This window comes from Limnohabitans sp. INBF003 (assembly GCF_055396645.1).
Map to the genome: position 1 here is coordinate 398,234 of NZ_AP029222.1, position 17,974 is coordinate 416,207.

The following is a 17,974-nucleotide window of genomic DNA, read 5'->3' on the forward strand; positions in this document are numbered from 1 at the left end:
TGGCGTGTGAATGGGCATCACATAAACATTGAATGAGGTCGTCAACAGATGTGGGTTACGCACCACACTGACACATCAGGGTGACCCATTTAGCTTTGGAGCCAACTGTCAGGACAGCGATGTGAACGCAGCACGCCGTTCGGCCGACTTGTTCATCTGGCGGGCGATGTTGCCGCAGACCAGATCGCACAACTCAAAGATCGAAGGGTCGGCGATGCGGTAGTACGCACTGGTGCCTCGGCTTTCGCGCTCGACCAGGCCTTGTTGCGTCATCAGGGCCAGGTGGCGCGAGACGTTGGCGGCAGTGAAGCCACACATCTGGGCCAGCTCGCCCACATTGCGCTCGCCTGAGCGCAGGATGTTGAGGATTTGCAGCCGGGTGGGTTCGGCCAGTACCTGAAAGTAAGCCGCGACTTCCACCAAAGCGCCTTCTGGCAATTGTTCCATGGGGGTGAACTCCTGAGGTTTTGGGTTTTCATCACGCGGTGATTGACCGTCTGATTTTATTGTATCATTGCATAATTAATCAATCAGTTAAATAAGCAAATAAGCAAGTTGAGAAGGACAAGACGATGAACCGCATCCCCATGCTGACCCTGGCCGCTTTGCTATTCCTGTCTGCGCAGGGCGTGGCCATGGCCGCAGAGCCTGCCGCGCTGAAGGTGATCACGGTGGAGGGCAGTGCCGGCCAGGTCGGCAACAGCCTGGACGGCGTGGTCGAGGCGGTGCGCCAAACCACCTTGTCGACCCAGGTGGCGGGGGCGGTGGTGGCTTTGCATGTGAAAGCGGGCGACAAGGTCAGGGCAGGGCAGGAGTTGCTGCGCATCGATGCACGCGCAGCGCAGCAGGGCGTGGTGGGCGCCAGCGCACAGGTGGATGCCGCGCAGGCCAATCTGGCCGTGGCCGGTCAGGAGTTGGAGCGGCAAAAGCAGCTGCTGCAAAAGCAATACATCAGCCAGGCCGCTTTTGAGCGCGCACAGGCGCAGTGGGACGCCGCCAAAGCGCAGGTGAAAGCGCTGCAGGCGCAGACGCAGGCGGCACAAACCCAGTCGGGCTTTTTCATCGTCAACGCGCCTTACGCGGGTGTGGTCAGCGAGGTGTCGGTCACCTTGGGCGACATGGCCATGCCCGGGCGTGCCTTGGTGACGATGCACGACCCCTCGGCCCTGCGCGTGACGGCGGCTGTGCCCCAGGCCTTGCTGGCCGCTGTGAATGCGCAGCAAAAAGCGGTTCGCTACGAGCTGCCCGGTGTGGCGGGTTACGCCACACCACAAATCCCACAGCAGGTGCAGGTGTTGCCCTCGGTGGACCCGGTCACGCACACCGGGCAGATCCGCTTGGGTTTGCCTGCGGGCATGGAAGGGCTCGCACCGGGCTTGTTTGCGCGGGTGTGGTTGCCCACAACGGCGGCCAGCCAAGGGGCGGTTCACCGCGTGTATTTGCCCACCAGCGCCATCGTGCGCCGCGCCGAAATGACAGGTGTTTATGTGATCAACGCGCAAGGCAAGCCCGGCTTGCGCCAGGTGCGTCTGGGCCCAACTTCGGGGGATCGGGTGGAGGTCTTGAGCGGCGTGCGCGCTGGCGACAAAGTCGCAGCCGAGCCGCAACTGGCTGGCGCTGTGCGTTGAAAGGGCTCTGACATGAACGAGCCTAAAAACCAAAGCCTGGCATTGAGCATTTCAGGTCGCATCGCGGCCTTGTTTCAGAGCGCACAGATCACCCCGCTGCTGGCCTTGGTGGCCTTGCTGCTGGGCATTTTTGCGGTCATGGTCACGCCGCGCGAAGAAGAACCGCAGATCAACGTGACCATGGCCAATGTGCTGGTGCCTTTCCCGGGTGCGGCCGTGCGCGATGTGGAGCAGATGGTGGCCATTCCGGCCGAGCAGGTGCTGTCAAAAATTGCGGGCGTGGAGCACGTCATGTCGGTCTCACGCCCCGGTGTGGCGGTGCTGACGGTGCAGTTCAAGGTGGGCGTGCCGCGCACCGAGGCGCTGGTGCGTTTGCACGACACCATTCGCGACAACGCCGACTGGCTGCCCAAAGGCCTGGGCGTGATGGAACCTTTGATCAAGCCCAAGGGCGTGGACGATGTGCCCATCGTCACGCTCACCCTGTTCAGCAAAAGCGATGACGCCAGCGCCTACAACCTGGAGCGCGTGGCGCACAGCATGGAGGCCGACCTCAAGCGCGTCAAAGGCACGCAGGACGTGCAGACGCTGGGCGGGCCTGACCGCGCGGTGCGGGTAGAGATCGAGCCCGAGCGCATGGCCGGTTTTGGCGTCACGGTGAGTGACCTGCGCATGGCCCTGCAGTCGGCCAACTCGGGGCTCCCGGTGGGCGAGCTGATCGCTGGCAACAAGAGCGTGAGCATCGAGGCCGGGCCTTTCCTGTCGCAAGCCAGCGATGTGGCCGACTTGGTGGTGGGCGTGCAGGGGGGGCGTGCGGTGTTCCTCAAAGACGTGGCCAAGGTCGAAGAAGGCCCCTTGCCCGCCACGCGCTATGTGACGCACGGCCTGGGCAAGGCCGCGGGTGGGGGTGAATACCCCGCCGTGACTTTGACCATTACCAAAAAGCCGGGTGAAAACGCCATCGACGTGGCCAACGCCGTGATGGACCGTGTGGCCGCGTTGCGTGGCACGGTGATCCCCGATGAGGTGCAGGTGGCCGAGACGCGCAACTACGGCGCCACGGCCAACGACAAGGCGCAAAAGCTGATCCAGAAACTGCTGTTTGCCACCGCCTCGGTGGTGGCGCTGGTGTTCATTGCGCTGGGCAGGCGCGAGGCGGCGATTGTGGGCACGGCCGTCATTTTGACGCTCACGGTGACGCTGTTCGCCTCGTGGGCTTGGGGCTTCACGCTCAACCGCGTGTCGCTGTTTGCGCTGATTTTTTCAATCGGCATTTTGGTGGACGACGCGATCGTGGTGGTGGAAAACATCCACCGCCACCAGCAGCTGTTCCCGGGTAAAACACTGGCCGAGATCATCCCCGGTGCGGTCGACGAAGTGGGTGGCCCCACGATTTTGGCCACGCTGACGGTGATCGCCGCGCTTTTGCCCATGGCGTTTGTGAGTGGCTTGATGGGCCCGTACATGAGCCCAATCCCGATCAACGCCAGCATGGGCATGCTGCTGTCGCTGGCGATTGCCTTTATGGTCACGCCTTGGCTGGCCCGCATCTGGATGAAAGACCCGCACGCGCATGCAGCGGGTGAACACGCTGCACCGACTGGCTTGGCCGCCAAGCTGGGCCCTTTGTTTGAGAGTGTGTTCACGCCCTTGCTGCACCACGAGCAAGGTGGGCGCAACCGCAAGTTGCTGGGTCTGGGCATCGCTGGCTTGATCGCTTTTTCTCTGGTGTTGCCTGCGACCGGCCTCGTGCTCCTCAAGATGCTGCCCTTCGACAACAAGTCGGAATTTCAGGTGGTGGTGGACATGCCTGCGGGCACGCCTGTCGAAGAAACCGCCGCCGTCATGCGCGAGCTGGGTGCCCACTTGGCGCAACAGCCCGAGGTGACCGACTACCAAGCCTATGCAGGCACTTCGTCGCCCATCAACTTCAACGGCCTGGTGCGCCAGTACTACCTGCGTGCAGGTGGCGAGGTGGGTGACATGCAGGTCAAGCTGGTGGACAAACACGACCGCAAAGACAAGAGCCATGCGATTGCCACACGCTTGCGGCCTGAGCTGCAGGCCATTGGCCAGCGCTTTGGTGCGAACGTCAAAGTGGTGGAAATGCCACCCGGCCCACCCGTGATGGCCCCCATCGTGGCCGAGATTTATGGGCCTGACGCCGAAGGTCGCCGTGGCGTGGCCAAGGCGGTGCGTGCCATTTTTGAAAGGACCAACAACGTGGTGGACGTGGACGACAGCAGCATCGCCGCCGCCCCGCGCAAGCTGCTGCTGGTGGACCGCCGCAAGGCTGCGGCGCTGGGCATTCCCCAGCAGGCCATCGTGACCACCTTGCGCGCAGGCTTGGCCGGAGAGGCCACCACCTACCTGCACGATGGCAGCAAGTACCCGGCTGCGGCTTTGATCCAGTTGCCCGCCGAGCGGCATGGCGACTTGTCGGCCCTGCTGCAACTGACGGTGCGCGGCACATCGGGCAAGCTGGTGCCCATCCGCGAACTGGTCACGGTGAGTGACAGCGAGCGCGAGCAGCCCGTGATCCACAAAGACCTGCTGCCGGTGAACTTTGTGACCGCCGACATGGCGGGTAAGCTCGACAGCCCGCTGTACGGCATGTTCAAGATGCGCAGCGCCATCCAGAAAATCCAGACGCCCGACGGCATAGCCCTGAACGAATACTTCATCAGCCAGCCATCAGACGCATGGCGTGGCTACGCCCTTAAGTGGGATGGCGAGTGGCAGATCACCTACGAGACCTTCCGCGACATGGGTGCTGCCTACGCGGTGGGCTTGGTGTTGATCTATCTGTTGGTGGTGGCGCAGTTTGGCTCTTATCTCACGCCGCTGATCATCATGGCGCCCATCCCGCTGACCCTCATCGGCGTCATGCCCGGGCACGCGTTGCTGCAGTCGCAGTACACCGCGACCAGCATGATCGGCATGATCGCGCTGGCCGGGATCATCGTGCGCAACTCCATCTTGCTGGTGGACTTCATCAACCTGCAGGTCAAAGAGGGCATGCCCTTCAAGCAGGCCATCGTGCAGTCGGCCATCACGCGTGCCCAGCCCATCATGCTGACGGGCGGCGCGGCCATGCTGGGCGCATTCTTCATTCTGGACGACCCGATCTTCAATGGCCTGGCCATCTCGTTGATCTTCGGCATCTTTGTCTCGACCATCCTCACATTGGTCGTGATCCCCACGCTCTACTACGCGGCTTACCGCCGTCAGTACGAGAGCGCCCCATAAGTTTCATCAACCCTTAGGAGCAATCTCATGAAATCCTGGCAAATCGTCCGCCTCGTCGCAGGCACCTTCATCCTCTTGTCGCTGGCCTTGGGCATCGAAGGCAGCCCCATCTTTGTGAGCCCCTGGTGGCTGGCGTTCACCGCCTTTGTCGGGGCCAATCTGCTGCAAAGCGCTTTGACTCAATGGTGCCTGATGGATTCCATCTTGCGCAAATTGGGCGTTGAGCCTGGCTGCTGATTCATCCTGATTCAACACGGAGCGTCAACATGAACCCACGCACGCTGCTTGTGGCCGCTGTTCTGGCGCTTTGCACCACAGCCGCCCTTGCCACCGACCTGTTGCAGGTCTGGGAGGCGGCACGCCAGCATGATCCGCAAGGCGCCATCAGCCAAGCCAGCCGTGCGGCCGGGGGCACACGCCAAGAGCAGGCTGCGGCCTTGTGGCGCCCCAGCGTGGGACTGAGCGCCAGCGCGGGCTGGGCCAACGGGAAAAGCCAAATGAACGGCGCGCAGTTCACCATGCCGGGGGCTGCGCCTGTGGGTGGTGCCTCGTTTGCGACTTCGGTCAACGGTGGCACCGCCACCCGCTGGTCGCTCAACGCCAGACAGGCGCTGTACAACCCCGAGCGCCGCGCCCAAAGTGCCCAGCTGCAAGTAGCCGCACAGGCCAGTGAGCACGAATGGCAACTGGCCCAGCAGGACTGGATGCTCCAGACCACGCAGCGTTACTTTGATGTGGTGCAGGCCGAGCGCCGTCTGGCACTGGTGTTGCAGCAACAGCTGGCGGTGGACAAAGCCTTGACCGAAGCGAAAGACCGCTTCAAGTTGGGCGATGCCCCGGTGACCGACACCCATGAAGCGCAGGCCCGTGCGCAGGCTTTGGCCGCCCAGGCCATTGCGGCCAGCAACGAGCTGGACATGGTGCGGCAGGTGCTGGCTGATGTGACCGGCTTGCCGGTTCAGACGCTGAAGCTGCAAGCGCCCGGTCGTGTGGCCGCAGGCCAGTCCATTGAACCCTTGGCCTCTTGGCTCCAGCGGGCCGAGCAAAACAACCCGATGCTGAAGTTGCAAGAAGCCCAGGCCGATGCCGCGCAGCAGGACATTGAAAAACACCGTGCGGTAGCCTCGCCCACACTGGACCTGGTGGCGCAGGCTTCACGCGACCGGCTCAGTGGCTCGGGTGACTTCGGTTCGGCCAGCAACACGCAGAGCCAACAGATGGTCGGTGTGATGCTGAATGTGCCTCTGTACACCGGTGGCTGGCGCAGCGCCAAGTTGCAGGAAGCCACGCATTTGCATGACAAAGCCCGCGCTGAGTTGGAGCGCAGCCGCCAGCAAGTGGGCCAGATGACACGTGCCGCCTGGCAGGCGGTGCAAAGCGGGCAGGCTCGTCTGGCTGCGCTGGACGCGGCCCGCACGGCCAGCCAGGCGCGACTGGCTTCAACCCAGTTGGGCCGTCAGGTGGGCGATCGCACCACGCTGGATTTGCTCAACGCGCAAAACGATGCCAGTGCTGCCGAGCTGTTCTGGCTGCAAGGCCAGATCGACACCTTGATCGCGCAGTTGCGCCTGCACGCCATGGCCGGGCAGCTCGGTGTGTCCCAGCTGCAGACGCTCAACGCGACGTTGGCGAACTGATTTCAAACCCATTTTTCATTCACCGGAGGAACAACCATGGCCCATATCGTGATTCTTGGTGCAGGCGTGGGCGGCATGCCCGCTGCTTATGAGATGCGTGAACTGCTTGGCAAAGAGCACACCATCACCGTGGTGAGTGCGGTGGATTACTTTCAATTCACACCGTCCAACCCCTGGATCGCGGTCAACTGGCGCCAGCGTGACGACATCACGCTCAAGATTGCCCCCCTGCTGGAGCGCAAAGGCATTGCTTTCATGGCCCAGCCGGTGACCCGCATCCAGGCCGAAGACAACCAGATCACGCTGGCCGATGGTCAAGTCATTTCTTACGACTACCTGGTCATCACCACCGGCCCCAAGCTGAGCTTTGACGAAGTGCCCGGTGCCGGTCCACACGGTGGCCACACGCATTCGGTGTGCACGGTGGACCATGCCGAGTTGTTCTGGAAGGACTACCAGGCCTTTCTGGAGAACCCCGGCCCGGTGGTGATCGGTGCCATGCCGGGTGCCAGCTGCTTTGGTCCGGCCTATGAATTTGCCTTCATCCTGGCCACCGATTTGCGTCGCCGCAAGCTGCGCCACAAGGTGCCCATGACCTACGTCACCAGCGAGCCCTACATCGGGCACCTGGGCCTGGGCGGGGTGGGCGACAGCAAATCGATGCTGGAGCGCGAGTTCCGCAACAACGACATCAAGTGGATCACCAACGCCAAAACCACCAAGGTGGAGGCAGGCAAACTGTTTGTCACTCAGGTGGACGATCTGGGCAACGTTTACAAAGAGCACGAGGTGCCCTTCAAGTTGTCGATGATGTTGCCCGCATTCAAAGGCATCGATGCCGTGGCCGCTGTGCCCGAGCTGTGCAACCCGCGTGGCTTTGTGCTGATTGACGAGTTCCAGCGCAGCAAGAAATTCAAGAACATTTTTGCCGCAGGCGTGTGCGTGGCGATTCCACCGGTCGAGGTCACACCTGTGCCCACGGGTGCGCCCAAGACAGGCTACATGATCGAGACCATGGTGACGGCGATCGCGCACAACATCGCGGCCGATCTGTCAGGCCAGCCCGCCACCGCCAAAGGCACCTGGAACGCCATTTGCCTGGCCGACATGGGCGACACCGGTGCAGCTTTCGTGGCCTTGCCACAGATTCCGCCACGCAACGTCAACTGGTTCAAAAAGGGCAAGTGGGTGCATTTGGCCAAGATCGCTTTTGAAAAGTATTTCCTGAGCAAGATGAAAAGCGGCAATTCCGAGCCGGTGTACGAAAAATACGTGCTCAAGGCTTTGGGCATCTTCCGCCTTGAAAAGTAAACCAGCACTGCGTTGACGAGAATATGAGCCAGCAGGCCATCATGGTGATGACTGAATTAAGAAGGAAGCACATGAGCACGTTTGACCACCCCACGTTGATCCAGAACATCAGCCACGGCATGGGGACTTTGCGTAAAGCACAGCCTGAGGCCATGCAGGGCTTTGGCCAATTGGCCAAAGCCGCCATGACCGAAGGTGCGGTCAGTGAAAAGCACAAGGAGCTGATCGCGCTGGCGATCGGCATCACCCAGCATTGCTCGGGCTGCATCGGCTTTCATGTCAAGGCCTTGCGTCGATTGGGTTGCACGCGCCAGGAGCTGGAAGAAATGCTGGCGGTGTGCGTTTACATGGGCGGCGGCCCCGCTTTGATGTACGCAGCCGAGGCCGAAGCGGCTTGGGATGCGTTTGCACCTGCGCAGGCCTGAACCCGCATTCATTTTCCCTTTGGGGGCTTTGCCAGCCCTTGAGAGACCTTGCTGAAAGCGCACGAATGTCCGATGCACCGGATGTTTATGCGCTTATCTGTTTGCCGATATAAGCAAACAACAAATGATTCGTTTGAGAATGAAGCAGCTGCACCCACAATCGCTGCCATGACTGGATGTCTGCCCATCGTTGCATGGGTAGGCTCAAAAGCCCTTTTCATTTTCGAACTGAATCTCCATGAAAAAACTCACGCATATCGCTTTGGCGGCCACATTGGCCTTGTCAGGCCTGTCGGCCAGTGCCCAGACCTTGCTCAACGCTTCGTATGACGTGGCCCGCGAGTTTTACAAGGACTACAACACGGCCTTTGTGGCGCACTACAAAAAGACCACCGGCAAGGACGTGAAGATCGACCAGGCCCACGGCGGCTCCAGCGCGCAGGCGCGTGCCGTCAACGACGGTCTGGAAGCCGATGTGGTGACCATGAACACCACCACCGATGTGGACTTTTTGGCCAGCACGGGTGTGGTGGCCAAGGACTGGAACAAGCGGTTTCCGCACAGTGCATCGCCCACCACCTCGACCATGCTGTTCCTCACGCGCAACGGCAACCCCAAAGGCATCAAGGACTGGGACGATCTGGTCAAGCCCGGCATCAAGGTGATCGTGGTCAACCCCAAAACCGGTGGCAACGGTCGCATGGCTTATCTGGCCGCCTGGGGCTATGTGAAGAAAAAGGGCGGCTCGGACGCCGATGCGGCCGAGTTTGTGGGCAAGCTCTACAAAAACGTGCCCGTGTTGGCCAAAGGCGGGCGCGATGCGACCACCATCTTCTTGCAACGCAACATCGGCGATGTGCTGGTGACCTTCGAGTCCGAAGTCGTGTCTGTGGACCGCGAGTTTGGTGAAGGCAAGGTGGATGCGATCCACCCCTCCATCAGCATCGTGGCCGAGAACCCGGTGGCCGTGGTGGAGCGCACGGTGGCCAAAAAAGGCACGGGTGCCTTGGCCAAGGCGTATCTGGATTACTTGTATTCCGAAGAAGCGCAAGAGATCGCAGCCCAGCATGCCTTGCGTCCCCGCTCGCCAGCTGTGCTCAAGAAATACAGCAAGACCTTCAAGCCTTTGCAGTTGTTCACCGTGAACGAGGTCTTCGGTTCGTTTGCTGAAGCCCAGAAGGTTCACTTCAACGACGGCGGTCAGTTCGACAAGATTTACACCGTCAAATAAGTTTTTTTCCATGACCGCATTGCCCATTGCGGCGTCTGCCAAACGGCGGACGCCAGTCAAAGTGTTGCCCGGGTTCAACCTGACCCTGGGCTTCACCATTTTTTACCTGAGCCTGATCGTGTTGATCCCCCTGTCGGCGCTCGTCTTCAAAACCTTCACCTTGACCTGGGAGCAGTTCTGGGTTGCCGTGACGGGCCCTCGCGTCATGGCGTCTTACCGCCTGACCTTTGGGGCTTCGCTGATCGCAGCGCTGGTCAATGTGGTGTTTGGCTTGCTGGTGGCCTGGGTGCTGGTGCGCTATGACTTCTTTGGCAAAAAGATCGTCGATGCGTTGGTGGACTTGCCCTTTGCCTTGCCCACAGCGGTGGCGGGCATCTCGCTCACGGCATTGTTGGCGGGCAACGGCTGGGTGGGGCAATACCTGGAGCCCATGGGCATTCAGCTGGCCTTCAACCCCAATGGCGTGGTGATCGCGCTCATTTTCATTGGCTTGCCCTTTGTGGTGCGCACGGTGCAGCCGGTGCTGGAAGACACTGAAAAAGAATTGGAAGAAGCCGCGACCTGCTTGGGCGCAACACGCTGGCAGACCTTCAGCAAGGTGATCTTTCCATCCATTGCGCCCGCATTGCTGACGGGCTTTGCCATGGCCTTTGCCCGCGCCATTGGCGAATACGGCTCGGTCATCTTCATCGCGGGCAACATGCCCATGGTGTCCGAAATCACGCCGCTCATCATCATCGGCAAGCTGGAGCAATACGACTACGCAGGCGCGACGGCGGTGGCCTTGGTCATGCTGGGCTTTTCGTTTGTGTTGCTCTTGGTCATCAACGCCCTGCAAACTTGGCAGCGCCGCCGTTCAGGAGCCTCGTCATGAGCCAAGCACTCACCACCAAAAAGGTCCAGGCCGGCACTACCGAGTCGCGCTGGATTCGCTACAGCCTGATCGGGCTGGCGCTGGTCTTCATGTTCTTGTTCCTGGTCTTGCCCCTGGCAGCGGTCTTTACCGAAGCCTTGCGCAAAGGACTGGATGCTTACTTTGAAGCACTCCAGGAGCCCGATGCCTGGTCGGCCATCCGCCTGACCCTGATCACCGCTGCGGTGGCGGTACCGCTGAATCTGGTTTTTGGCGTGGCAGCAGCTTGGGCGATTGCCAAGTACGAGTTCAAGGGCAAGTCGCTCTTGACCACGCTGGTGGACTTGCCGTTTTCAGTGTCACCCGTGGTCGCAGGTTTGATCTATGTGCTGATGTTCGGTGCCCAGGGCTGGTTTGGCCCTTGGCTGCAGGCGCACGACATCAAGATCGTGTTTGCGGTGCCCGGCATCATCTTGGCCACGGTGTTTGTGACCTTTCCGTTCATTGCCCGCGAGCTGATTCCGCTGATGCAGTCGCAAGGCAATGACGAAGAACAAGCGGCCATCGTGCTGGGGGCCACCGGCTGGCAGACCTTCTGGTATGTCACGTTGCCCAACATCAAATGGGGCCTGATTTATGGCGTGATTTTGTGCAACGCCCGGGCCATGGGCGAGTTTGGTGCGGTGTCGGTGGTGTCGGGCCACATCCGGGGCCAGACCAACACGGTGCCGCTGCATGTCGAGATCCTCTACAACGAATACCAGTCGGTGGCCGCATTTGCCGTGGCATCGCTGTTGGCCTTGCTGGCCCTGGTCACGCTGGCCATTAAGTCGGTGATCGAGTGGCAGCACGAAAAAGACATGAAGGCCGCTGCCGATATGCCGCCTGAGCGACCGTTGACCGAGGTGACGCAGCCATGAACTTTTTTGTGGGAGCGAGCCCCCGCTCGCGAATCTGTGCGGTGGCACAACGTGCATTCGGCTGCAGGGGCAGCCTCCCACAGAGTTTGCAGCCAGCCACGACCTTTTTGTGGTTTTGACCCGTCTGCCACTTCCATACCGAACACACATCAAGACACACCATGAGCATCGAAATCCGCAATGTCCACAAACAGTTTGGCGACTTCACGGCGCTGAACAATGTCAGCCTCGACATCGAATCGGGCGAACTCGTCGCGCTGCTCGGCCCTTCGGGCTGCGGCAAGACCACGCTGCTGCGCATCATCGCGGGCCTTGAAACCGCAGACCAAGGCAGCATCGCCTTCAGCGGCGAAGACACCACCCATGTGCATGTGCGCGAGCGCCAAGTGGGCTTTGTGTTCCAGCACTACGCGCTGTTTCGCCACATGACCGTTTTTGAAAACGTGGCCTTTGGCCTGCGCGTGAAGCCACGCAACCAGCGCCCAAGCGAATCCGAAATCAAACGCAAGGTGCACGAGCTGTTGGGCTTGGTGCAGCTCGACTGGCTGGCCGACCGTTACCCCTCGCAGCTGTCCGGCGGCCAACGCCAACGCATTGCGCTGGCCCGTGCGCTGGCGGTTGAACCCAAGGTGCTTTTGCTGGACGAACCTTTTGGCGCGCTGGACGCCAAGGTGCGCAAGGAGTTGCGTCGCTGGTTGCGCCGCCTGCATGACGAGTTGCATGTGACCAGCATCTTCGTCACGCACGACCAGGAAGAGGCGCTGGAAGTGGCCGACCGCGTGGTGCTCATGAACAAGGGCAACATCGAACAGATTGGATCGCCGCAAGACGTGTGGGACCACCCGGCCAGTCCGTTTGTGTATGGCTTTTTGGGCGATGTGAACCTGTTTCACGGTCGTGCGCATGAGGGTGAAATGCTCATTGGCGCAGACCAGCATGCGATTCGCCTGGACAGCCCGGAGCACGTGCAGGTGCAAGACTCCAAGGCTTTCGCCTATGTGCGTCCGCACGATCTGGATGTGGCCCGTTTCAAGCCGGGTGTTGCCAATACGGGCATCGTGGCCAAACTGACCCGTGCCATTGTGGTCGGGCCCGTGGCACGCCTGGAGCTGGAGCCGGTTGAGGCGGGTATGTTTGGCAAGGACGCGGTCATTGAGGCGCAGTTGTCGGCTGCGCAGTTCCGCCAGGAAGCATTTGTCGAAGGGGATGTTCTGGTGCTGACACCCCGCAAAGCGCGCGTTTTTGTGGAGGGCTGATCGGCGCTGCCTGTCCAAGCTGTCAAAAGCCTTTTTGAGAGACCCGGGACACAGCCTACCGGGTTGTTCATGGTTTAGAGTTCCCGCATGAACCGAAGAGACGTTTTAGGCCGAATGACTGCCGCCGTGGGTACGGCTGCACTGACCATGCCTGCTTGGGCCCAAAGCAGCAAGACCGCCCGATTGGTGATTGTGGGTGGCGCCGAAGACCGCTTGCAGGACCGCATCATCTTGCGCAAATACGCCGACTACTGCGGTGGCAGCCAGGCCCGTATCCGCATCATCACTGCCGCCAGTGGTGATCCGCAGGGCGCCTGGCAAAGTTATCAAAATGTTTTCAGGTCACTTGGCGTGGACGATGTGCAGCGGCTTGCGCTGGATGACCGTGCCAGTGCCCATGCGCCCTCGTTGCAGGCTGAAATTTTGCAGGCCGATGGCATTTTCATGAGTGGCGGAGACCAGTCCAGATTGATGGACACGCTTTGGGACACGCCGGCTTACCAGGCATTGCACCAGTCCTTTCACCTGAACCGTTGCTGCATCGGGGGCACCAGTGCAGGTGCAGCAGTCATGTCGCGCCACATGATCGCTCAGGGGCCTGCGGTGCTGCGGCCCAGCAAGGAAGCGGTCGATACGGACATTGGGTTGGGTTTTTTGTCCCAAGCCGTGGTCGATCAGCACTTTTCAGAACGCAGGCGCCTCGCGCGCTTGCTGTCGACCTTGGCGATGCGCCCGGATTTGCTGGGAGTCGGTATTGACGAGGACACCGCTTTGGTGATCGAGCGGGGCGAGGCCATTGAGGTCATTGGCAAAGGTACGGTGACCCTGGTCGACCCATCGCAAATGCAATCGAATGTGAACGAGCTGGAGAGCCTAGAGCAAATAGAAATGCTGGGGGTTCAGCTGCACCTGTTGCCTGCAGGTCATCGTTACAGTGTGAAGTCCGTTGGTCAAACGCTGCGTGAAGGACCATTGCGTCAGGTCATCCAGCGTTTGGTGGCTGCGGGGCCTATCAGGGGCTGAGCGGCCCGGAATGGGCGGTCAAAGAGTGCGGGTGTGGTGCCCCGACAGTCCTCGAATTTAGGCCGCTAACCCGCATGGAATAAGGGTTTGTTTTTCGCTGTGGTCAAATGTGCCCCCAAATGTGCCCCCAGACTGCGAAGGATACCCCCCATGAAACTGACCGATGCGAAGCTACGGACCCTGACCCAGCCCGGCAAACATGCAGACGGCGAAGGGCTTTACCTGGAACTGACCCCGGCGGGCGGTAAATACTGGCGCATGAAGTATCGCCACGGCGGCAAAGAAAAGCGCCTGGCCTTTGGTGTTTACCCCGCTGTCAGTCTCAAAGACGCAAGGGACCAAGCCCAAGCGGCCCGCAAACTGCTGCAAGCTGGCCAAGACCCCGGCGAAGTGAAGAAGGCTGCAAAGGCTCAAACGGTCTTTGAATCGGCCAACACCCTGCAAGCGGTGGCCACTGATTGGCTGGCCCACCAGTCCACCCGCTGGGAGCCTGCAACCAAGGCCCGGGTTTTGGCTTCGTTGCAAGCCGACATTTTCCCGGCTTTGGGTTCCCGCCCACTGGCCAGCATTCGCCCGGGTGAAGTCATGAAGGCCGTGCAGAAAATCGAAGCCCGGGGCGCTGGCGATCAGGCGGCAAGGGTGATGCAGCGAATCAAACAGGTTTACCGCTGGGCCGTGACCCATGAACGGATCGAGTCTAACCAAATGCTTGACCTGGTGCCGTCCGAAGTGCTCAAACCCCGTGAGGTCAAACACCGGGCCGCTATGTCTGAACGTGACCTGCCCGGGTTTCTGGTGAAGCTGAACGCCTACGAGGGCGACCCCAACACCGTGCAGGCCCTGCGCCTGCTACTGCTGACCACCACGCGCCCGGGTGAAGTGCGGGGCGCACGTTGGAGCGAGTTTCACCCAGCCGATGCACTCTGGATCATCCCCGCCGAACGAATGAAGATGCGCCATGAACACCGGGTGCCCTTGTCACGCCAAGCCCTGCAAGTGCTGGAGACCATGCGCCCGATCAGCGGTGAAAGGGAGTTGGTTTTCCCTTCGCCGTTCTATCCCTCAAAGCCCCTGAGTGAAAACACCTTCAATTCAGCATTGGCTCGCATGGGCTACAAAAACACGGCCACGGCCCACGGTTTCAGGGCGCTGTTTTCCACGGTGACGAACGAGCATGATCGAAGCCTGCGCGATGTGATCGAGCGCCAGTTAGCCCATAAAGAACGCGATCAGGTGCGGGCGGCTTACCACCGATCCACCTACCTGAAAGACCGGGCCGACCTGCTGCAATGGTGGGCCGATTATCTGGACCAAAAGGCAAAGGGGGCCGAAGTGATCGACCTGGAAGCGCACCGGGCCGCATGACCCGCCCGCCCCGGTGCCCAGCGCCAGCGAAAACCGCCCACTGAGGCGGTTTTTTTGCGCCCGGGCGGTGTGCTTTGCATTTTTTGGCGGCTGCTATTTTGAAAAAGTGCGGGGACAGCGGGGACAAATCGCAAGAATTGAGGATTGATGCGGGTTTGCAGCGTTTGAGAGTGCGGGGACAATGCGGGGACAAAACGGGGGCAAAGCGGGGACAGTATCGGTGTGTGAAAAAAATCACTCACTCATATACAAATCGCCTTTTTTCCCCACCTTGCCCCATGCTTTGGCCGATCTGGTGGCCTTGCCCTTGCTGTTGCTTGCCCCTTCGCCTGGTGCTGTATGTTCGGTGCGGGCCATGGCCTGCACCGTGACCCCGGCCTTCGCCCACATTGAACCGCACAGGACACCCCCGGAAATGGCCGCGAAAGGGGTTCTCCCATGGCCCACCTTTTCCGGGCGGTGCGGGCTGGCGCTGCTGCACGGTGCCCACGTTGACCAACACACGGCCACACGCTGTAAGCCTTGACCCCCACGCGATACCCCGTGACATAATCACGGCAACCCCTGACCGGGGCCGGTGCTTCAAAACATCAAACGCAAAGCGGTGCAAGGCCCCCGATAGTGGCCTTTTGTCACGTCTGAACATGCCCACGCCACGGCGGCGGGGGGCTTTGCTTTCGGGCGGGATGGCCGAAGCGGCAACGCCCGGCGCACGTCTTTGCGCGTGTTTTGAACATCCCGCCCACCTGCTGCGCTTCAAAACGCGGCACGTGGTTTTAGAGTCTCGCAAAGGAGCTTGAAGCCATGACACAAAACGTCATTCACCTGACCCGCCGAATCATCCCGGCAACACCCACCAACACCCCGCATGACCTGGCCACGATGGCAGCGCACCAAGAGGCAGAAAACGCCCTGGCGATGGCGCTGCACTACCTGCGATCCAATGCGGGCAACATCCCCGGCGCTACCCGCAAAGCGGTGCAGGCTTTGGGGGCATTGAACCGACTGAGCAAGCCCACCAACACGCCTGCACCTGTTGGCGCTGGTGCCCGCGCCCTTGCATCGTTGGAGGGGTAAGCGATGACCACCAAGACCACCACGCGGCGGGCCGTTAAGGCCAGCGAACGCCCACCCGCCGTCCTGATTGCCGCCCTGCAAGCGATGCCCACGGCAAGCCCACCCAGCCCACGGCAACGCACCACACGCAAAGCCCCGGCCCGGTGCGCTGTGCCCGTGCATCGTGAAGCGCCCGGGGTGCTGTCTGGCCGCTACACCATGCCCGATCACGAACGCGCTGTGATAGATGCAGCCCTGACCATTTTGGGCGGCTACCTGCGCCAGCCCGGGGCGGCTTTACAGGCCCCTGATGCGGTTAAAAAGTATTTGCGCCTGCACCTGGCAAACGAAATGCGCGAACTGTTTGGGGTGATGTTCCTGGACTGTCAAAGCCGTGTAATTGCCTTTGAAGTGATGTTTGTTGGAACTCTTTCACAAACAAGTGTGTACCCCCGTGAAATCGTTTTGGCTGCGCTGCGTCACGATGCGGCGGCTGTGCTGCTGGTGCATAACCACCCCAGCGGATCGGCCCAGCCAAGCCCGGCAGATGAACACCTGACCACCACGCTGAAACATGCGCTTTCATTCGTTGATGTGAGGGTGTTGGATCACATGATTGTGGGCGGCGCTGCTGTGCTGTCAATGGCTGAACAGGGGTTGATGTGAGCGAACCAACAAAACCCAAATCCAAAACAATGGCAACCAAAAACCGCCCATTGATTAGGCCGAACTTTGAGCAAGACGACACCCAAAACCGCACCTTCTGGCCTGGTGGAAACCCGATCAATGAGAGTGACTTCAAAAACCTGCCGCAAAACATCCCGGGCTGCGTGTCAGAGGAAAAGTGCCGCGCTTTTTTGATTGACGTTCTGACGCGGGTTCAAGTCCCGTTACTGCGAAAGAATCAAGGCCCGGCACAAGCGACCAAGGCAAAGATTGAAAAGGTCAAGACTAAAGCCCGAGCCTTATTGCAAAGCCTTGCAGCACTTGACCCCCACGCATTGAGCCTGTTTCGCGCTGGTGCTGTTGAAGTGGCTTTGATGGCCAGCGCACCAAGCGAGGACAACTTTAAAGAGGATGCCCGCCCAATGCTTGCCAGCCCTGGCGCGTTTTGGGATGCCGTGCAAGACCTAGAACATGCGGCAAGCTGTGCGGCCGGTTTGCTTAACCCTAAAAAGGGCAAGGACGATAAAGACGCCCTGAGCCGGGCCATTGTTTGGACAGTTGCCCATGCCTATATGTGTCACTTCGGTAAAGCCCCGCCCTTGTCGGAAAGCGGCTGGTTTACCAAGTGGTTAAGCGACCTGGGTAAAAAGATGGGACACCCATTCAGCGCCAAGCAGGCAGCAACGGCCCTTAAGCGATGGCAGGCCGATCAAGGCCCGCCATACCGTTAAGGCCATTCAACGGCTAAAGGTCGCCTTAAATGCCTGCAAATAGTTTATTTGCGGGGATGGTTTGTTTCTTCGCGTTCTTCGATATTGCACCCGCCTGCACTAATGCGGGCCTTTGCAACTTTCTAGGAAACGCTTTGAGCCAAAAAACACCACCTAACACCCCGGCCCCCGGGCGACTGCTTCGCCTTGATGCTGTTGAAAACCTGACCGGCCTTCGCAAATCGTCAATTTACACCTACATGGCCAGCAAGTCCCACGGATTTCCTACGCCCGTTCGCATTGGTGCCCGTGCTGTGGCCTGGCGTGAATCCGATGTGCTGGCATGGATTGCAGGCCGCACAGAGGCAAGACCGCAAGGGGGCGAGCATTGATGAACGCTCAAATCCAAAACATGCGGGCCGCTGAGGCTTTGGAGTGCCTTCGCTGGGGCTTTGATGCGATGCGATCCACGCCACTGAAAGCCACACACGGGGCGCGGTCTGTGGCCTTGACTGGTGACGGTGTGTTGACCGTGACGGACACCAAAACGGGCCAGCCTTTGGCCGTGTCGGTGCCTGGCATGGTGTGCGAACTGGACCCGGCCTTTGTACCCCCGCCAAGCTTTGCCGAAGAACTGGATTGAT

At 60.4% G+C, this 17,974-nt stretch carries 18 protein-coding genes and 1 pseudogene; 17 read left to right on the forward strand and 2 right to left on the reverse strand.

Going from position 1 to position 17,974, the window contains the following annotated elements:
- Positions 1-108 precede the first annotated feature (108 nt).
- A complete protein-coding gene (locus ACZ5VE_RS01950) occupies positions 109-447 on the reverse strand; it encodes an ArsR/SmtB family transcription factor (RefSeq protein WP_464456405.1) in 339 nt (112 codons plus the stop codon).
- A gap of 125 nt (positions 448-572) precedes the next feature.
- Between ACZ5VE_RS01950 and ACZ5VE_RS01955 the strand changes: the two genes are divergently transcribed.
- The 12 genes from ACZ5VE_RS01955 (at position 573) to ACZ5VE_RS02010 (ending at position 14,898) form a co-directional block, all read left to right on the forward strand.
- On the forward strand, positions 573-1,628 hold the full coding sequence (locus ACZ5VE_RS01955) for an efflux RND transporter periplasmic adaptor subunit (RefSeq protein WP_464456406.1): 1,056 nt from the start codon (positions 573-575) through the stop codon (positions 1,626-1,628).
- 12 nt (positions 1,629-1,640) lie between these two features.
- On the forward strand, positions 1,641-4,877 hold the full coding sequence (locus ACZ5VE_RS01960) for an efflux RND transporter permease subunit (protein WP_464456407.1): 3,237 nt from the start codon (positions 1,641-1,643) through the stop codon (positions 4,875-4,877).
- A 27-nt stretch (positions 4,878-4,904) separates the two neighbouring features.
- Entirely contained in the window at positions 4,905-5,114 is a 210-nt protein-coding gene (locus ACZ5VE_RS01965) for a YgaP family membrane protein (RefSeq protein ID WP_464456408.1), read from the forward strand.
- A gap of 29 nt (positions 5,115-5,143) precedes the next feature.
- Positions 5,144-6,514 carry a TolC family outer membrane protein gene (locus ACZ5VE_RS01970; protein WP_464456409.1) on the forward strand — a complete coding sequence of 457 codons (1,371 nt, stop codon included), beginning with the start codon at positions 5,144-5,146 and terminating at the stop codon, positions 6,512-6,514.
- Positions 6,515-6,550: 36 nt separating this feature from the next.
- The gene (locus ACZ5VE_RS01975) at positions 6,551-7,825 is read left to right on the forward strand and encodes an NAD(P)/FAD-dependent oxidoreductase (protein WP_464456410.1); all 1,275 of its coding nucleotides are present in this window, start codon (positions 6,551-6,553) and stop codon (positions 7,823-7,825) included.
- Between the two features lie 71 nt (positions 7,826-7,896).
- The gene (locus ACZ5VE_RS01980) at positions 7,897-8,250 is read left to right on the forward strand and encodes a carboxymuconolactone decarboxylase family protein (protein ID WP_464456411.1); all 354 of its coding nucleotides are present in this window, start codon (positions 7,897-7,899) and stop codon (positions 8,248-8,250) included.
- A 238-nt stretch (positions 8,251-8,488) separates the two neighbouring features.
- Complete coding sequence (locus tag ACZ5VE_RS01985; protein WP_464456412.1) at positions 8,489-9,481, forward strand: sulfate ABC transporter substrate-binding protein; 993 nt, start codon at positions 8,489-8,491, stop codon at positions 9,479-9,481.
- Positions 9,482-9,491: 10 nt separating this feature from the next.
- The gene (gene cysT, locus ACZ5VE_RS01990; protein ID WP_464456413.1) at positions 9,492-10,355 is read left to right on the forward strand and encodes a sulfate ABC transporter permease subunit CysT; all 864 of its coding nucleotides are present in this window, start codon (positions 9,492-9,494) and stop codon (positions 10,353-10,355) included.
- The gene (cysW, locus tag ACZ5VE_RS01995; RefSeq protein ID WP_464456414.1) at positions 10,352-11,254 is read left to right on the forward strand and encodes a sulfate ABC transporter permease subunit CysW; all 903 of its coding nucleotides are present in this window, start codon (positions 10,352-10,354) and stop codon (positions 11,252-11,254) included. The genes cysT and cysW overlap by 4 nt, the downstream gene beginning before the upstream one ends.
- 161 nt (positions 11,255-11,415) lie before the next feature.
- Entirely contained in the window at positions 11,416-12,510 is a 1,095-nt protein-coding gene (locus ACZ5VE_RS02000; protein WP_464456415.1) for a sulfate/molybdate ABC transporter ATP-binding protein, read from the forward strand.
- An 87-nt stretch (positions 12,511-12,597) separates the two neighbouring features.
- The gene (locus ACZ5VE_RS02005; protein WP_464456416.1) at positions 12,598-13,533 is read left to right on the forward strand and encodes a cyanophycinase; all 936 of its coding nucleotides are present in this window, start codon (positions 12,598-12,600) and stop codon (positions 13,531-13,533) included.
- A gap of 150 nt (positions 13,534-13,683) precedes the next feature.
- A complete protein-coding gene (locus tag ACZ5VE_RS02010; RefSeq protein ID WP_464456417.1) occupies positions 13,684-14,898 on the forward strand; it encodes a tyrosine-type recombinase/integrase in 1,215 nt (404 codons plus the stop codon).
- Between the two features lie 234 nt (positions 14,899-15,132).
- On the opposite strand, the gene ACZ5VE_RS02015 is transcribed toward ACZ5VE_RS02010, so the two are convergent.
- Positions 15,133-15,255 (reverse strand): hypothetical protein, encoded by a 123-nt coding sequence (locus ACZ5VE_RS02015; protein ID WP_464456418.1) that lies wholly within the window; start codon positions 15,253-15,255, stop codon positions 15,133-15,135.
- Between the two features lie 447 nt (positions 15,256-15,702).
- Here ACZ5VE_RS02015 and ACZ5VE_RS02020 point away from each other — a divergent pair, with 447 nt between their 5' ends.
- The 5 genes and pseudogenes from ACZ5VE_RS02020 to ACZ5VE_RS02040 all read left to right on the forward strand — a co-directional run bounded on the left by ACZ5VE_RS02020 (position 15,703) and on the right by ACZ5VE_RS02040 (position 17,973).
- Positions 15,703-15,975, forward strand: a complete 273-nt coding sequence (locus tag ACZ5VE_RS02020) for a hypothetical protein (RefSeq protein WP_464456419.1) — start codon at positions 15,703-15,705, stop codon at positions 15,973-15,975.
- 285 nt (positions 15,976-16,260) lie between these two features.
- A pseudogene (locus tag ACZ5VE_RS02025) lies at positions 16,261-16,620 on the forward strand (JAB domain-containing protein); the annotation flags it as partial.
- Positions 16,617-17,351 (forward strand): hypothetical protein, encoded by a 735-nt coding sequence (locus tag ACZ5VE_RS02030; protein ID WP_464456420.1) that lies wholly within the window; start codon positions 16,617-16,619, stop codon positions 17,349-17,351. The pseudogene ACZ5VE_RS02025 and the gene ACZ5VE_RS02030, both read left to right, overlap by 4 nt.
- Before the next feature lie 29 nt (positions 17,352-17,380).
- Entirely contained in the window at positions 17,381-17,722 is a 342-nt protein-coding gene (locus tag ACZ5VE_RS02035; protein WP_464456421.1) for a helix-turn-helix transcriptional regulator, read from the forward strand.
- Positions 17,722-17,973 carry a hypothetical protein gene (locus ACZ5VE_RS02040; protein WP_464456422.1) on the forward strand — a complete coding sequence of 84 codons (252 nt, stop codon included), beginning with the start codon at positions 17,722-17,724 and terminating at the stop codon, positions 17,971-17,973. Before ACZ5VE_RS02035 ends, ACZ5VE_RS02040 begins: the two co-directional genes overlap by 1 nt.
- Position 17,974 lies beyond the last annotated feature (1 nt).

Bases quoted from the DNA above. Each gene is read 5' to 3' on its own strand.
- ACZ5VE_RS02005 (WP_464456416.1), top strand. From the start codon at position 12,598: ATGAACCGAAGAGACGTTTTAGGCCGAATGACTGCCGCCGTGGGTACG.
- ACZ5VE_RS01980 (WP_464456411.1), top strand. From the start codon at position 7,897: ATGAGCACGTTTGACCACCCCACGTTGATCCAGAACATCAGCCACGGC.
- ACZ5VE_RS02035 (WP_464456421.1), top strand. From the start codon at position 17,381: ATGCCTGCAAATAGTTTATTTGCGGGGATGGTTTGTTTCTTCGCGTTC.
- ACZ5VE_RS01975 (WP_464456410.1), top strand. From the start codon at position 6,551: ATGGCCCATATCGTGATTCTTGGTGCAGGCGTGGGCGGCATGCCCGCT.
- ACZ5VE_RS02010 (WP_464456417.1), top strand. From the start codon at position 13,684: ATGAAACTGACCGATGCGAAGCTACGGACCCTGACCCAGCCCGGCAAA.
- cysW (WP_464456414.1), top strand. From the start codon at position 10,352: ATGAGCCAAGCACTCACCACCAAAAAGGTCCAGGCCGGCACTACCGAG.
- ACZ5VE_RS02000 (WP_464456415.1), top strand. From the start codon at position 11,416: ATGAGCATCGAAATCCGCAATGTCCACAAACAGTTTGGCGACTTCACG.
- ACZ5VE_RS01950 (WP_464456405.1), bottom strand. From the start codon at position 447: ATGGAACAATTGCCAGAAGGCGCTTTGGTGGAAGTCGCGGCTTACTTT.
- cysT (WP_464456413.1), top strand. From the start codon at position 9,492: ATGACCGCATTGCCCATTGCGGCGTCTGCCAAACGGCGGACGCCAGTC.
- ACZ5VE_RS01960 (WP_464456407.1), top strand. From the start codon at position 1,641: ATGAACGAGCCTAAAAACCAAAGCCTGGCATTGAGCATTTCAGGTCGC.
- ACZ5VE_RS02015 (WP_464456418.1), bottom strand. From the start codon at position 15,255: ATGGCCCGCACCGAACATACAGCACCAGGCGAAGGGGCAAGCAACAGC.
- ACZ5VE_RS01985 (WP_464456412.1), top strand. From the start codon at position 8,489: ATGAAAAAACTCACGCATATCGCTTTGGCGGCCACATTGGCCTTGTCA.
- ACZ5VE_RS01970 (WP_464456409.1), top strand. From the start codon at position 5,144: ATGAACCCACGCACGCTGCTTGTGGCCGCTGTTCTGGCGCTTTGCACC.
- ACZ5VE_RS01955 (WP_464456406.1), top strand. From the start codon at position 573: ATGAACCGCATCCCCATGCTGACCCTGGCCGCTTTGCTATTCCTGTCT.
- ACZ5VE_RS02040 (WP_464456422.1), top strand. From the start codon at position 17,722: ATGAACGCTCAAATCCAAAACATGCGGGCCGCTGAGGCTTTGGAGTGC.
- ACZ5VE_RS02020 (WP_464456419.1), top strand. From the start codon at position 15,703: ATGACACAAAACGTCATTCACCTGACCCGCCGAATCATCCCGGCAACA.
- ACZ5VE_RS01965 (WP_464456408.1), top strand. From the start codon at position 4,905: ATGAAATCCTGGCAAATCGTCCGCCTCGTCGCAGGCACCTTCATCCTC.